The organism is Nocardia sp. NPDC059154, from assembly GCF_042755705.1.
Taxonomy (GTDB): Bacteria; Actinomycetota; Actinomycetes; order Mycobacteriales; family Mycobacteriaceae; genus Nocardia.
Genome location: NZ_JBHZCS010000069.1, coordinates 40983 through 56643 on the forward strand (window position 1 = coordinate 40983; position 15661 = coordinate 56643).

Annotated in this window: 11 protein-coding genes; 9 read left to right on the forward strand and 2 right to left on the reverse strand. The window is 67.4% G+C overall.

What is annotated here, in order from left to right:
- Positions 1–49: 49 nt before the first annotated feature.
- From ACFXN1_RS40675 to ACFXN1_RS40710, 8 genes are all read left to right on the forward strand, one after another.
- The gene (locus tag ACFXN1_RS40675) at positions 50–1498 is read left to right on the forward strand and encodes a sulfatase-like hydrolase/transferase (RefSeq protein WP_379437378.1); all 1449 of its coding nucleotides are present in this window, start codon (positions 50–52) and stop codon (positions 1496–1498) included.
- 308 nt (positions 1499–1806) lie between these two features.
- Positions 1807–2505 (forward strand): DUF3159 domain-containing protein, encoded by a 699-nt coding sequence (locus ACFXN1_RS40680; RefSeq protein ID WP_379437376.1) that lies wholly within the window; start codon positions 1807–1809, stop codon positions 2503–2505.
- A 66-nt stretch (positions 2506–2571) separates the two neighbouring features.
- On the forward strand, positions 2572–3504 hold the full coding sequence (locus tag ACFXN1_RS40685; protein ID WP_379437375.1) for an alpha/beta fold hydrolase: 933 nt from the start codon (positions 2572–2574) through the stop codon (positions 3502–3504).
- A 59-nt stretch (positions 3505–3563) separates the two neighbouring features.
- Complete coding sequence (locus ACFXN1_RS40690; protein WP_379437373.1) at positions 3564–4703, forward strand: lipase family protein; 1140 nt, start codon at positions 3564–3566, stop codon at positions 4701–4703.
- A gap of 242 nt (positions 4704–4945) precedes the next feature.
- The gene (locus tag ACFXN1_RS40695; protein WP_379437372.1) at positions 4946–6586 is read left to right on the forward strand and encodes a GMC family oxidoreductase; all 1641 of its coding nucleotides are present in this window, start codon (positions 4946–4948) and stop codon (positions 6584–6586) included.
- A 10-nt stretch (positions 6587–6596) separates the two neighbouring features.
- Positions 6597–6989 (forward strand): hypothetical protein, encoded by a 393-nt coding sequence (locus ACFXN1_RS40700; protein ID WP_379437370.1) that lies wholly within the window; start codon positions 6597–6599, stop codon positions 6987–6989.
- Positions 6990–7055: 66 nt separating this feature from the next.
- Complete coding sequence (locus ACFXN1_RS40705) at positions 7056–8555, forward strand: purine-cytosine permease family protein (protein WP_379437369.1); 1500 nt, start codon at positions 7056–7058, stop codon at positions 8553–8555.
- Positions 8542–10044: an aldehyde dehydrogenase family protein gene (locus ACFXN1_RS40710; protein ID WP_379437367.1), complete on the forward strand. Its 1503-nt coding sequence runs from the start codon at positions 8542–8544 to the stop codon at positions 10042–10044. The genes ACFXN1_RS40705 and ACFXN1_RS40710 overlap by 14 nt, the downstream gene beginning before the upstream one ends.
- Positions 10045–10116: 72 nt before the next feature.
- On the opposite strand, the gene ACFXN1_RS40715 is transcribed toward ACFXN1_RS40710, so the two are convergent.
- Both ACFXN1_RS40715 and ACFXN1_RS40720 read right to left on the reverse strand, forming a co-directional pair.
- Positions 10117–13320 carry a protein kinase gene (locus tag ACFXN1_RS40715; RefSeq protein WP_379437366.1) on the reverse strand — a complete coding sequence of 1068 codons (3204 nt, stop codon included), beginning with the start codon at positions 13318–13320 and terminating at the stop codon, positions 10117–10119.
- 228 nt (positions 13321–13548) lie between these two features.
- Positions 13549–13695 carry a hypothetical protein gene (locus ACFXN1_RS40720; protein ID WP_379437364.1) on the reverse strand — a complete coding sequence of 49 codons (147 nt, stop codon included), beginning with the start codon at positions 13693–13695 and terminating at the stop codon, positions 13549–13551.
- Positions 13696–13895: 200 nt separating this feature from the next.
- On the opposite strand from ACFXN1_RS40720, the gene ACFXN1_RS40725 reads away from it, so the two are divergent.
- A partial coding sequence (locus ACFXN1_RS40725) for an NAD-glutamate dehydrogenase domain-containing protein (protein WP_379463868.1) occupies positions 13896–15661 on the forward strand: 1766 nt, incomplete at its 3' end.

Genomic DNA, 15661 nt, shown 5'->3' on the forward strand with positions numbered 1-15661 from the left:
CCGGCCGACGGCAACCCCGTCCGGCCACCCCACCGAAAGGGGACACACCATGTCCGAACAGCCGATGAACGTGCTGGTCGTCATGTCCGACCAGCACAACCCGAAAATCCTCGGCGCCGCCGGCAATCCGCTCATCCACACCCCGAACATGGACGCGCTCGCCGCGCGCGGCACCCGCTTCACCAACGCCTACTGCCCCAGCCCGATCTGCGTGCCGTCGCGGGCGTCGTTCGCGACCGGGCTGTACCCGCATCAGACCGGGTACTGGGACAACGCGATGGGCTACGACGGCGCCGTCGAGGGCTGGGGCCACCAGCTCCAACGCGCAGGCCGCCGTGTCGAATCGATCGGGAAACTGCACTACCGCAACGCCTCCGATCCCACCGGGTTCGACGTCCAGCATCTGCCGATGCACTTGAAGGACGGGATCGGGCAGGTGTGGGGGTCGGTGCGCGAACCGCTGCCGCGCCGCGACAACGCCCCACTGATGGTGTCGATCTCCGGTGGCGCGGAATCGGATTACACCCGCTACGACGCCGCGGTCACCGACCGCACCTGCGACTGGCTCACCCGCAACGGTGACAGCGGCGAGCCGTGGGTGCTCTACACCGGGCTGCTGGCCCCGCACTTCCCCTACCTCGCGCCGCCGGAGTACTTCGAGATGTACGACCCGGCGCAGATGCCCGTCCCGACCATGCGCCCCGAACACGGGCACACCCGCCACCCGTGGGTCGAAACGTTTGCCGGAGTCCTGCCCGGTCTGGACAACGCGAACACCGAGGAAGAACGCCGCCGCGCCGCGGCCGCCTATTACGGGCTGGTGTCCTACCTCGACCACAACTTGGGCCGCATTCTCGCCGCCCTCGACGCCTCCGGCCAGGCCGACAACACGCTGGTCGTCTACACCAGCGACCACGGCGACATGGTCGGCAGCCGCGGCCTGTGGGGCAAATCGCTGATGTACACCGAATCCTCCGGCGTCCCCCTGATCGTGGCCGGGCCCGGCGTCTCGGCGGGGCAGGTGTGCGACACCCCCGCCAGCCTCGTCGATCTGTACCCGACGATCCTCGACGCCGCCGGGGTCATCCCGGCGGGGCCCGCGCGTCCGGGTCGCTCGCTGCGCGAGCTGGCCGCCGGCCCCACCGACCCGCAGCGGGTGGTGTTCAGCGAATACCACGCCATGGGCGCACCGAGCGCGGCGTTCTTGCTGCGCAAGGGCGACCATGTGCTGCACCACTACGTCGGCTACGACCCCGAGCTGTTCAACGTGGTGGACGACCCCGATCAGACCCGGGACCTGGCCGCCGACCCCACCCACGCCGGGGTGGTCGCGGAACTCACCGCGGAACTGGTCCATTTGCTCGACCCGGAAACCACCGAGGGTGTCGACAAGCACGCCAAGGCCGATCAGGCCGCGCTGGTGGCCCGCTTCGGCGGACCCGAAGCCGCCGCCGCGATGGGCACCCCCGGCGAAACCCCGCCCCCCGCGGTCGACTGACCCCGCCGCGCCGGCCCGTGGATCGGTCCTGGAACCAGACGACGCCGAGCGTGGTGTCGCGTCGTCGCGGATCGTGGTGCGCGAGTTCGAGTTCCGTGCCCCGCGGTGCTCGTCGCCTCGAGCGGGATCGGCGGCAACCCGGTCCTGGTGCGCCGGTACTGGCCCGAGCGGCTCGGCACTCCGCCCGGCAGATGCTGAACCGACCTCAACGCGCGCGTGATCGCACCCGCCGGCGGCGTGCTGCCCGGCCTCCGACACCACCCAACCCCGTCCGGCCCCGCCCCGGCGCATCGAAGGCGTTGACTCACATGACAATTCCCCCCGCACCCGACACCCCGCCCGCACCGAACACCCCGCTCTCACCCCACACTCCGCCCGCGCCCGGCCCCGCGTCGGCTCCGGGCCCGGGAGCGCGGGCGTTGTGGGCGAAGATCCGCGAGATGGGCGGTGCCCGCCACCTCGTCGACGGTGCCGCCCCGATCCTGGGCTACGTGGTCGGCTTCTCGCTGGCCGGCATCCTCGTCGGTATCGTCGCCGCGATCCTGACCGCGCTGGCCGTGGGTGTGGTGCGGCTGCGGCACGGCGACCGCCCCAAAGTCGTGGCCGTGTCCACCGCCATCGTGCTGGTGTTCTCGGCCATGGCCGCCACCACCGGCGAGGGGCGTGACTTCTTCCTGCCGCCGCTGATCCTCTACGCCGCCCTCGCGGTCGCGTTCGCGCTCAGCCTGGCCGCCGCCACCCCGCTGACCCTGCCGATCTGCCGCAAGATCCGCTTCGAACCCGCCGAGGTTCCCGACCCGGCCGCGCGGGTGCGGCTACACCGGCGCCTGACCGCGGCGTGGACCGCGTTCTGTGCGGTGCACGTGCTGATCATGGCCCCGGTGTATCTGGCCAACAACGTCGTGCTGCTGGGCACCCTCGCGCTGATCCTCAACAAACCCGCCCTGCTCGCCGCGTTCGCCGGCACCTGGGTGTGGGTCCGCGGCGGCGGGCGGCCCAACAGCTGAACCCTGCCCGACACCGCAGCAGACCCACGCTCCTTCTCCGAACCCTCGACCTGACCAGGAGATCCAATGTCGACCAATCTGTCTGCCGCCGCGCGGGTCTGGAGCGCGTGCGGCCGCCATGTCGACGCGTTCGGCATGGAGGTGTTCGTCACCGAACGCGGCCATCGCGGCGCACCCACCTTGCTGTTCATCCACGGGTTTCCCACCTCCAGCTTCGACTGGCGCGACACCATGGAGCTGCTCGCCGACGACTTCCACTGTGTCGCGGTCGATCTGCCCGGGTTCGGGCTCTCCGACAAACCCCTCGACTACAGCTACTCGATGTTCCAGCAGGCCGATGTCGTCGAAGCCGTCACCGCCGCCCTCGACATCACCGCAGCCCACGTGATCTCCCACGACATGGGCACGAGCCTGCACACCGAACTCCTCGCGCGCAAACACGCCGGGAACCTGCCGTTCACCGTGGCCGGCTCCACCTTCCTCAACGGCAGCATCCTCAAAACCCACGCCCAGCTCACCGACTTCCAGCGCATGCTCGAAACACCCTCACGACTGCCCGAAGCCGTGCACGTGTGCGCGGGCATGCTGCCCGGCTACGTGCCCGGGCTGCGGCAGTTGATGGCCCGCCCGCACCGCCTGTCCGACCAGGACGCGCGGGTCATGACCGAACTGCTCGCCTACCGCCACGGCCACCACCGGCTGCCGCACGCCTACGCCTACGTGCGCGAACGCTACCTGCACCAGCAACGCTGGCTCGATGCCCTGATCACCGAATCGGAGTCCGCGCCCGTGCAATTCGTGTGGGGCTCGGCCGACCCGGTCGCCGTGATCGCCATGGGCATCGCCCTGTCCGAACTGGCACCCCGCGCCCGCTTCACCGAAATCCCCGACATCGGCCACTTCCTGCCCATCGAAGACCCCCACAGCGTCGCCGCCGCCATCACCGCCTTCACACCCACCAGCCACCGACCACCCGGCGCCACCGCGCGCCACCTCTGAACACCTTGTCCCGCAACCGGATCCACGCCTGATCCCCGACACCCGGAGACCCGATCCTGATGTCCGCATACTGGCCGCTCACCGCGACCGTGCTCGCCACCCTGGCCGCGCTGCCCGCCGTGCCCGCCGCCGCCGCGCCCGTCCCCGCACCCGAAACCGGCGTCGTCGAATCCGTCGAACCTCTCGCCCCGGCAGCAACGCTGCCCGGTTCGGTCGACTCCGCCCGCATCATCTACACGACCACCACCGCGGGCGGAGCGCCGGCCACCTCCAGCGGCGCGGTCTACTTCCCGCCCGGTCCGCCACCGCCCGGTGGCTGGCCGATCATCGCCTGGGCCCACGGCACCCTCGGCCTGGCCGACCAATGCGCCTACTCCGTGCGCGGACCCGCCGAAGTCGAGCGGGACTGGGCCTACCTCGACACCTGGCTCGATCAGGGCTACGCCGTCGTCGCCTCCGACTACGCCGGCCTCGGCACCCCCGGCGAGCAGCCCTACCTCAACGGCAAGGTCGAAGCCGCCAACATCGTCGACGGCGTCAGAGCCGCCACCCGCCACTATCCCAGCCTGTCGCGGAAATGGGTCGTCGTCGGTCAATCCCAAGGCGGCGAAGCCGCCATGTTCACCGCCCGCTATGCCACCGAATTCGGCGGCGGCGAACTGGACTACCGCGGCGCGGTCGGCACCGGAGTCCCCGCCTACAACGAAGAACTCATCGGCGCGGCCGGACCCGCATTCCCGCCGGTGAAGCTCAGCGGCTACAACACCCGCGCCACCCTCTACGTCCTCAACGGCCTGAAAACCAGCCACCCCGACCTCGACATCGACTCCTACCTGACCGACGCCGGCCGCTACTGGTTCACCCGCGCCCAGCAGATCTGCGGAGACGACATGTACACCGAACTCACCGCCGCCGGAGTCTCGCTCAAAGACCTGCTGGCCCGCCCACTGAGCGAACTACCGCCCGGGATGCTGCACGACGACCTCGCCCTGCCCGAAACAGGTTTCGACAAACCGGTATTCATCGGCCAGGGCCTGCGCGACACCAACATCATCATGCCCAACACCCTGCGCTACGCAGCCACCCTCACCGCCGACCACCAACCCCTGACCCTGCACACCTACCCCACCGACCACAACGGCACCGTGCTCGCCTCCCAGGCCGACTCGATCCCCTTCGTCGCCAAGGCCTTCACCTGATACCAGGACTTGTCCCGCGCGGACTCGCGAGTCCCACTGCCGGCTGCTGCCACGACGTCGCGTTACGTGTGCATGTCATCTGCTTGTGTGTTTGCACAACACAGGTTCGCCGGTTTGTTGCGGATCGATGCTGGCGGGCGAGGTGTGACCCACGCATCATTGCTTCGTGACTCCCCCGATCCAGGGAAGGACATGGGCGCGACCGGCTTCGGCCGGGCTCGAGCCGACCAGGAGCACAGCCGATGAACACACACCACCTCGACTATGACACCGCCGAAGGAGCCGACGTCCTCATCGTGGGCGCCGGAGCATCCGGCGGGGTGGCAGCACTCGAGTTGGCTGGCAGAGGCCTCGAGGTCGTGTGTCTGGAGCAGGGAGACTGGAACCTGCCCGACGACTTCACCGGCGACAAACCGTCGTGGGAGCTCACCCGTCTCAAGCAGTGGAACTCCAGCCCGAATGTGCGTCAGAACCCGGCCGACTATCCGGTCGATGCCACCGAGAGCCCGGTCGAACCGCTGATGTTCAACGGGGTCGGCGGCAGCACGATCCTGTTCTCCGGGCACTGGGTTCGCGCGATGCCGTCGGACTTCCGGGTCAGGACACTCGACGGCGTGGCCGAGGACTGGCCGTTCACCTATGAGGATCTGCGACCGTTCTACGACGAGGTCACCTTCCATATCGGCGCGTCCGGGCTGGAAGGCGACCCCGCCTATCCGGATCCGCACTCCTTTCCGCTGCCGCCGCTGCCGATCGGCAAGTACGGGCTGGTCGCGGCCAAAGGGATGGACAAGCTGGGCTGGCACTGGTGGCCGGCACCGAATGCCATCGCCTCGCGCGACTTCAAGAACCGCCCGGCCTGTCTGCGCTACGGCGCGTGTGAATCCGGATGTCCAACCGGAGCCAAGGCCAGCACCGACCTCACACACTGGCGTGACGCGATCGCGCTGGGTGCGGTGCTGATCACCGGTGCCCGGGTCAGCCGGCTCACCGTGAACGACCGCGGCCTTGTCACCGGCGCCGAGTACATCGACCGCGACGGGAACCTGCACCACCTGGCGGCCCGGGTGACCGTGATGGCCGCGAACGGTGTGGGCACACCGCGCCTGCTGCTGAACTCGACCTCGTCGCTCTTCCCCGACGGCCTGGCCAACTCCTCCGGGCTGGTGGGCAAGCGTCTGATGACGCACCCGTACGCCTCGGTATTCGGCGCCTACGACGAAGAGCTCGAAACCTGGCTCGGCCCGGCAGGACAGGCGCTGCAGTCGATGCAGTTCTACGAGACCGACACCGACCGCGGTTTCGTGCGGGGAGCGAAGTGGAACCTGATGCCGACCGGTGGCCCGCTCGCCCACGCCCTGTGGGAGCGGGGCCAGGACTGGCGTCGGAGTTTCGGACCCGCCTTCCACAGCCGCCTCGAGCGCACGTTCGGGCGCTACACCGAATGGGGGATCACCACCGAAGACCTGCCCGACGAGCACAACGCGGTCGTGCTCGCCCCGCACGTCACAGACTCCGACGGGATCCCGGCCGCGAAAATCCGCTACACCATCGGTGAGAACTGTGAGCGAATGCTCGAATTCAACGTGGAGCGGGCGATCGAGGCGCATCAGGCCGCCGGGGCTGTCGAAGTCCACCCGATTCCAGTGGTACGCCACAGCGGCTGGCATCTGCTCGGCACCGCCACCATGGGCACCGACCCCGCCACCTCCGTCGTCGATCAGTGGGGTCGGGCACACGACGTACCCAACTTGTTCATCATCGACGGCAGCGTCTTCGTCACCTCCACGGGCGTGAACCCGACCGCGACCATCATGGCGATTGCTCTGCGCTCGATGCGGCACCTCGCCGAAACCCACCACAGCATCCAGACCGCGTTCTAAGGACAGCACGATGCTCGACTCCGGCCAGCGCCGCACCTTCGCGCTTCTCGCCGACACACTGATTCCCGCGTCCGGCTCCATGCCCTCGGCGAGCGGCGCCGGAGTACCCGACGCGTTGCTCGACCAGGTTCTCGGCTACCGGCCCGATATCGCAGAGGCCTTCGCCGCCGCCGTCGCCTCGTGCACTGGCAAGGACCCCGAAGCCGCTCTCGATGAGCTCGCCGCGCACCGGCCCGACCAGTTCGAGGCGCTGACGGTGCTGACGGCAGGCGCGTACTTCCTCAGTCCCGTCGTGAAGGCCGCCATGCCCTATGCCGCGGCACCGCGTCCGGCCCGCGACGACATGGATTCCTACGCCGATCTTCTCGCCGACGTCGTCGAGCGCGGCTTCGTCATCCGCTGATCGAGCCCGTCGCGGCCGGAACCACCATCTCCCAACCTGCCCCGGGGCCTGCGAAAGGCAACACCAGTGAGTGAAAATCACAGCGGGCGTGAAGGATCCGTCTCCCTCATCGAATCGGCCACCATCCAACCGATCCCGGCCGACCAGCGCCACGGGCGCAACCGGGACATGTTCACGATCTGGTTCGGAACCAACATCATGATCCTGGCGGTTGTTACCGGGGCGTTGTCGACGACCCTCTTCGGGCAGCCCGCCTGGTCGGCCGCGCTGGCGATCATCGCAGGAAATCTCTTCGGTGCGATCTTCATGGCGCTGCACTCTGCTCAGGGGCCGCGGCTGGGTGTTCCACAGATGGTGCAGACCAAGGGCCAATTCGGTTCGCTGGGATCGATTCTCATCGTCGGAGTCGTCGTCTGCATGTACCTCGGGTTCTTCGTCTCGATTCTTGTCTTCGGCGGGGAGTCCCTCGCGTCAGCCGTACCCTTCCTGAGCGCTAAGGCCGGCATCGTGGTGCTCGCGGCGATCAGCGTCTGCGCGGCCATCTGGGGTTACACCCTGATCCACGCCTACGCGCGCATCATGACGTGGGCGTCGGGGCTGGTTCTGCTGATGGCGTTCGTCTGGGCGTTCATCGTCCACTCGGTGCCCGCTCACTTCTTCAGCACGGGCACCGCGACGCCGGCCGGCTTCCTGAGCACCTTCGGGGCGTGTGCGGTGTGGCAGATCGCCTATGCCCCATACGTTTCCGACTATTCGCGCTACCTGCCGGCGAAGACGGGCCCGAGGCCGGCATTCTGGATGTGCTACTGGGGCACCAGCATCGGCTCGATCCTGACGATGTTCCTCGGGGCAGGCATCGGATTGCTGCTCCCCCACACCGACCCGGTTGTCGCCCTGACCCAGGCCACCGCCGGGATCAGCGTCGTGGTGGTTGTGGTCTTCAGCATCGGAGTCGCCGCTACGAACGCGATGAACCTGTACTGCGGCACGCTGTGCACGATCACGATTGCGCAGACGATCTTTCCGCGCTTCAATGCACGCGGCCGCGAACGTGCTCTGGTCGCCACCGGACTGTGCGCGCTGGCCTCGGGTATCGCGCTCAGCGGGGGCAGCGACTTCGTCGCCACCTACAAGAACTTCCTGGTTCTGCTACTGGGTTCGCTGGTCCCGTGGACGGCCGTGAATCTGGTGGACTACTACCTGGTCCGGCATGGGGACTACGTCGTCGAAGATTTTTACCAGCGCGACGGCGGCCGCTACGGCCGGGTCAACTGGCCCGCGGTCAGCTGCTACCTCATCGGCGTCGCCGTACAACTCCCGTTCATGATCATCGGAACCGCCTTCATCGGACCGATCGCCGAAATGCTCGGCAACACAGACATCTCGTTCATCGTCGGATTGGCTGTCGTTTCACTGCTCTACTACTTCACCGCCACAGCTCTTGCCCGCCGCAGGAATCGTTCCGCCGCACGTGACGCCTCGGCGACGCGACCGAAACGAAGAACCTGCCTACAGGCGCCGGACCGAGCGCAGAAAGTACAGGCGAATAATCATGGCATCAACTGAAATTGGGCGATTCACCGTTCGGCGTCCCTCTCCGGATCAGATCCCGGTCGCTGACGTGCCGCCCGCAGGCCACTTCATCGGCGGATCGTTTGTCCAGGGCTCGTCCACGGAAGTCATCGACATCCTCGATCCGACCACGGAAGAGATCCTCGGATCCGTCCCGGCAGGAACCATCGACGCTGTCGATTCGGCTGTGCAGGCGGCCGTCGAGGCTCAGAGATCGTGGGGCTGCACCACACCGAAGGAACGATCCGAGGTGCTCTCCCGGATCGCGGACATCGTAGAAGCCAACCGCGAAGTACTCACAGTGCTCGAGTCCGCGAATACCGGCAAACCCCGCAGCATCGCCGAGGACGATGTCTCCAATACCATCGACACGTTCCGGTTCATGGCGGGAGCGGGACGGACGATGACTTCCCTGGCCGGTGGAGACTATGTACAGGGACACACCTCGGTCGTTCTCCGCGAACCGGTGGGAGTGGTCGGGGTGATCACGCCCTGGAACTATCCGCTGCTGATGGCCGCCTGGAAGATCGCCCCCATTCTTGCCGCCGGAAACAGCGTGGTGCTCAAGCCCTCCGAACAGACGCCGCTGTCGATACTGAAACTGGCCGAGCTCATCGCCGGACACATCCCCGCCGGAACCGTCAATATCGTGACCGGCCTTGGCCGGACAGTAGGACAGCGCCTGGCCGAACACCCCGACATCGCACTTGTCGCGGTGACGGGAAGCGCTCTCAGTGGCCGGGCAGTCGCAGACACCGCCTCACGTTCGGTCAAACGCGTCCACCTCGAACTCGGCGGCAAAGCACCCGTCGTCGTCTTCGCCGACGCCGACCTCGGTGCGGCCGCGGCCGGAGTGCGCAACGCCGGATTCTGCAATGCGGGCCAGGACTGCGGCGCAGCCTGCCGGGTGCTGGTGCACGAATCGGTGGCGGAAGAGTTCACCCAACTCCTGGTTCGGGAAGTCGGCAGCCTGGTCGTCGGCGCGCCGGCCGCCGGGGACGACGTCGAAATCGGTCCTATGGTTTCCCGCCCACACTTCGAGCGCGTACGGAACTCGTTGGCCGAGGCGACGGCGTCCGGCCTGCACGCTGCCATCGGCGGCGCGGTCCTGGACGGGCCTGGCTACTTCATCGAACCGACCGTGTTCAGCGGGGTGCCGGCCGGGGCGCCGATCACCCGGCAGGAAATCTTCGGCCCCGTCGTCACGGTCGAATCGTTCAGCACCACCGACGATGCGGTTGCCAGGGCCAACGAGACACCGTATGGACTCTCGGCGTCGGTATGGACCCGGGACGTGGGCCTCGCTCTCAGCGTGCCCAAGCGGCTCGACTTCGGCACTGTCTGGGTCAACTCGCACCTGGTGTTCGCATGCGAGGTGCCCTGGGGCGGGTTCAAGGGATCGGGCTACGGGCGCGACCTCTCGCTCTACGCACTCGACGACTTCTCCCGGACCAAACACGTCATGATCAACCACAGCGCATGAGCCCGGATACGGGTGGGAAGTCGATGCGTCGCCGGCCGACGAGACGAACGCCCGAACATCGATCATGTGAACTCAGGGTGGTCCCGCACCTGCCCCAACCCACCTCGCGATCTGAGCCCGCGAGGTGAAACCCAGCTTCGTCAGGATGTGCTCGACGTGCCCCTCCGCAGTGCGCCGTGAGATCATCAATCGACCAGCGATTGCGCTGTTGGTGAGGCCTTCGGCTACCAGTTCGGCGATCTGCTGCTCACGTTTGGTGAGGATCGCCGGTCGGTCGGCGAGCGATGGGGGGTCTTCTCCGAGGCCGAAGGCAGCGGCCACGGCGAAACTCATCGCACCACCCTCCTCCCGGGCCTTTTCGAATTCTCGTGTTCCGAGAGTCTCCTGTGCGCAGCGCTCGCATGCCCGGTGATAGGTGGCCAGGTTGGGGAACAGGATCGAGGAGCTACCTGCGGCCCGGCCCAGTGCTTCGGCAGCACCCATCAACACAGCGGCGCGGCGGACATCGTCGCGATCCGAAGCGATCCATGCGAGAGCTTCCAGACTGGTCGCAGCGATGAGCGGATCATCGACCGAGCGAGCATGACGAAGGCTCTCCTGCAACAGGTCCGTGGCTCGGTCGAGCGCACCCTGCCTCCACACGGCCGTGCCCATTGCCCACAACAGCCAGGAGCGAAAGGACGTCTCTCCTCCGCGAGAGTCCGCGAATGCCAGCGTCTGCTCGTGACAGGCGACCGCGCGCCGGAGATCCCCACCGAGTTGGTATGCCCACCCCAGCAATAGGGAAGAGTCCATTCGCAATACGGGATCACTACAGCCCGTGACCAGTTCTGCGGCCTCCTCCAGACGGGCGACTGCATGGCCGAGATCGTCGCCGACAAGCGCGGTGTAACCGTCGGCAACTGCCACCCAGGTGGCGATCTCCGGGCCGGCCACCTGCCTGGCCAGCCCCCTGAGTTCTGCCACCCGCGCTGTCGCCGCCGCCAGGTCCGCCTGAGCCGCGGCAAGCATCGCGGCCGAGTAGAGCGCCTTCGCGCGATCTCGACCTTGTCCAACGGCCGAGCGGGCCAGAGTTCGGTCGAGCCAGCTGCGGCCCTCGGTGATTCGGCCACCCATGTACCAGAACGAGAACAGAGCTGCCGCGATCCTCATGCCGCCGGCACCGGCCTCGTCGAACTCCATTGCCCTGCGCAGATTCGGCAGTTCCTGCTTCAGGCGAGAATCCCACTCGAGTTGGCGGGGACTGATCCACTCGGCCTCCGCGTCGAACGCCAACCGCTCGTACCAATCCCGATGCCGGCGACCGATCTCCCGGTCCTCACCTGACTCCTCGAGCTTTCTCCTGCCGTAGTTCTGCACTGTGTCGAGCATCCGAAACCTGACCGCGCCACGGGATTCCTCCCGGATCAGGATCGACTTGTCCACCAACGCGAACAATGCATCGAGCAGGTCGGGGTCGGGTGCGGCGGTGCCGCACACCTGTTCAGCTGCGTCGAGGTCGAAGCTGTGAGCAAAGATCGACAGTCGCGACCACAGCTGCTGTTCGCGTGGTGTGCACAGGTCGTAACTCCAGCCGATGCACCACCACAGAGTCTGCTGGCGCGTCGGGACATCCCGATTGCCCGCTGTGAGCAGGGTGTACCGGTCGTCGAGCCGTCGGAGGATCTGATCGGCGGACAGCACGCGCAGCCGGGCCGTGGCCAGCTCGATCGCCAATGGCAACCCGTCCAGCCGGGCACAAATCCGGGCAACGGCAAGCCGGTTGTCTCGAGTCAGCTCGAACCCGGGTACCACCGCCGCCGCTCGTTCGACGAACAATTCCACCGCATCGTATCGGGACGCTTCTCCCAGCGTGGGCACGCTGGACGGATCCGGAAAACCCAGTGGCGTCACCGGCAACACGGATTCGCCGCCGATTCCGAGGACCTCGCGGCTGGTGGCCAAGATCGACAGGTCCACGCAGGCACGCAGTAGCGACTCCGCGAGGACCGCGACCGCCTCCACCAGGTGCTCGCAGTTGTCGAGCACCAGCAAAAGTTTGCGTGTCGACAGAAACTCGACCAGCACCTCCCTCGTCGGGCTGCCGGCCAGGTTCCGCACGCCGACGGAAGTAGCCACAATGTCGTCCACCAACTCCGGGTCGTCGATGTCGCCGAACTCGACCAATCTCACCCCGTCCGCGTAACTGCGACGCAACTTGCTCGCCGCCCGCGCCGCGAGCCGCGTCTTGCCGACCCCACCGATGCCCGTCAGCGTCACCAGACGCGATTCCGACAGCGCCTTCTTCACCTCGGACAGTTGTGCCTTCCGACCGACGAAGCTTGTCAGTTCCAACCGAAGCGCACCCGTATCCCCGCTGCGACGGCACTGTCCCCGCGCCGGTACGTGCGCTTCCTGCACGTTGTCGGGTTCACCGCGGATGGTCATCTCATCGACGGAGTAACCATGGTCGCGCTGGATGCGTTGCAGCTGCTTACCGAAGGCGATGGCGGAGGGACGCTGCGACGGATCGCGGTCCATCGCGGTCTCGATTGCCGCGCACACATCGTCGGGGATCCCGCCCGTGCGGAGATCCGGCACCGGATCGGTGGTGATCCGGAGAAACTGCGCAACGACCTGTTCCCCACTCCGGCGTTCGAAAGCGGCATGTCCGGTGAGCGCACAGAACAACGTGCTTCCCAGCCCGTACACGTCCGACGCTGGACGGGGCGGATGGCCGTCGAGAACCTCGGGAGCAGCAAAAGCCGGCGACGCCATCACCGTTCCAGCCGTAGTCTCGAATCCGCCGGCGATACGGGCGACGCCGAAATCGCACAACGCCGGCTCCCCGTATTCGGTGAACAAGATATTCGCCGGTTTGACGTCACGATGCACGATGCCGAGCCGGTGCGCCGTCTCGAGCGCCCCGGCCACCTTGATCCCGAGCCGCAGCACCTCGTCCACAGAAAGCGGACCGTCCCTGCGGATCCGGTCCTCGAGGGATCCGCGCTCGTGGCACTGCATCACCAAATATGGTCTCCCAGAAGAGATCTCGCCGATCTGCAAAACCCCCACGATGTTCGGGTGGCCGGTCAGTCGCCCCATCGCGCGTTGCTCCCGCAGAAATCGCGCTCTGCTTTCCTCGTCCGGCTCAGCGGTGGTGAGCACCTTCACCGCGACGACGCGATCCAAGTCGCGCTGAGTGCAGCGGCAAACCACGCCGAACCCGCCCCGCCCGATCTCCTCTGCATCCTCGAACCCCACCGAACTCAGCTCCGCGACTGGTGGAGCCGCCATATCCATATCCCGGTGTGTTCTGAGGGGGTCGTCCTCGACCATGTGGGTCACCTGCGATTCACGCCCCCCGAAGCCCCCATGATAATCCGCTGTGCTGCCGAAGGACCCGATCAGGTGGGCGCTCAGGCGCGTTGGAGTAGAGGCAGTGAGGTTCCTCCTGCTCCAACGGCAGCCGATCTGCTCGCATGTCGCGATCAGGCGGTCCCGGCGATCACTCTCCGACGAGATTCAGCCGACGAGATGTGACGGGTACGGGGTGGCTGCAGCAGCGGCCGTGGCGTGGCCGAAGGCGCACGACTCGGTGAACGACGCGCTGCGAGCGTCCGGCGGCACGCCGACCACGTCGCCGGATTTCTTGCATCTCGCGGTCGCCACTGGATGCGTGTTCCGCTCCCTCTCCGGGTGCAGTCCGGGGTGGCATGGACGCTTCCCCAATCAGCCGCGTGGGGTCGGCCGGCAATGGACAGGGCGGCGGATCGGGGTGGGGTGGGCGTGCCGGTTCGTCCACTGTGTGGTGGGTCTCAATGCGGCAGATTGGCTGCGAATGGACCGATCGCGCACAGGGAGTTGAACGGATGCATCGCGGAGCAGGCACCGGCACGCTGGACGAACAGCGGATCGATGCTGTCCCCCGGCTGGAATTCGAGCGGATCGCGGGTGAGCTGCCGTCGGCGCGATTGGTCTGGCATGGCGCGCCGCCGCCTCTCACCACGCTGATCGAGGTCTTCTCGGCGCTGGGATTGCAGGTGATCACCCATGAGGTGAGCGGCGATGAGCTGCGCGCCGTGCATCGGTTCACCTTCCGCCCCACCGCTTTTCTGCTGCACGAGCGAACCGCCGAGCTGATCGCGGACGCGTTCCTGGCGGCCGTGGACACCGCCGTGGAGGTCGACGGGTTGATCGGGTTGGTCGGCACGGCCGGGCTGGCGTGGCAGGATGTGGTCCTGGTGCGTGCCGCGTGCCGCTATCTACGGCAGGTGGGCCTGCGCCTGAGCGAGGTCACGGTCACCGAGATCCTTTCCGCCCATGCCGAATTCGTGCGCGCGTTCGTGGAGTTGTTCCACGCCAGGTTCGATCCGGCGCGCACGGCCGGGCGGGCCGGGTCGGTAGCCGCCGCCGATGCGGCGGTGCAGCGACGGCTGGAGGCCGCGGCCACGCTGCCGGAGGATCAGCTGCTGCGCGGCCTGTACACCTTCTGCACCGCGGTGCTGCGCACCAACTGGTACCTGCAGGGTCGCGCGGTGGCCGCATTCAAGGTCGATCCGGCCCGGCTCTCGATCTCGGCCCCGGTCACGCCCTATCGCGAGATCTTCGTGCACGCCGCCGATGTGGAGGGCAGCCACGTGCGAGGCGGCGCGATCGCCCGTGGCGGCTTGCGCTGGTCGGAACGCGGAGACGATTTCCGCACCGAGGTGCTCGGGCTGATGAAGACCCAGACGGTCAAGAACGCGGTCATCGTGCCGACCGGCGCGAAGGGCGTGTTCGTGGCCCGGCGCGGAAGCGATCCCGCCACCGTCGAATCGGCGTACTCGGCGTTCATCGGCGGCCTGCTCGATGTCACCGACAATATTGTCGACGGCGTGACGATCCCGCCCGCGCACTGCGTGGTGTACGACGACCACGATCCGTATCTGGTGGTCGCGGCGGACAAGGGCACCGCGCGCTTCTCCGATCTGGCCAATGGCATTGCGGTATCGCGGGGTTTCTGGCTCGGCGACGCGTTCGCCTCGGGCGGTTCCCGCGGCTACGACCACAAGGCGCTGGGCATTACCGCGCGTGGCGTGTGGTGCTCGATCCGGCAGCATCTGGCCGAGCTGGGCATCGACGCCGACGCGCAGCCGTTCACGGTGGCGGGCATCGGCGATATGTCGGGTGACGTCTTCGGCAACGGCATGCTCGAAACCGATCGGATTCTGCTGGTGGCGGCCTTCGACCACCGCCACATCTTCCTCGACCCGGACCCGGATCCGCTGCTGTCGCACGGCGAGCGCCGCCGCCTGGCCGGTCTCGAGCGCAGCAGCTGGGCCGACTACGACCGCGCCCTGATCTCGGAGGGCGGCGGCGTCTGGCCGCGCACCGCCAAAACCATCCCGCTCTCCCCCGAGGTGCGTGATCGGCTGGGCGTCACCGCGACGGAACTGCCCGCACCCGAGGCGATCCGGGCGATTCTGAGTGCCGAGGTGGACCTGCTGTTCAATGGCGGCATCGGCACCTACGTGCGCGGCAGCGACGAGCCGGACACCGCCGTCGCCGACCCGGCCAATGACGAGGTGCGGATTCCGGCGGCGCGGCTGCGCTGCCGGGTGGTCGGCGAGGGCGGCAATCTGGGTCTCACCCAGCG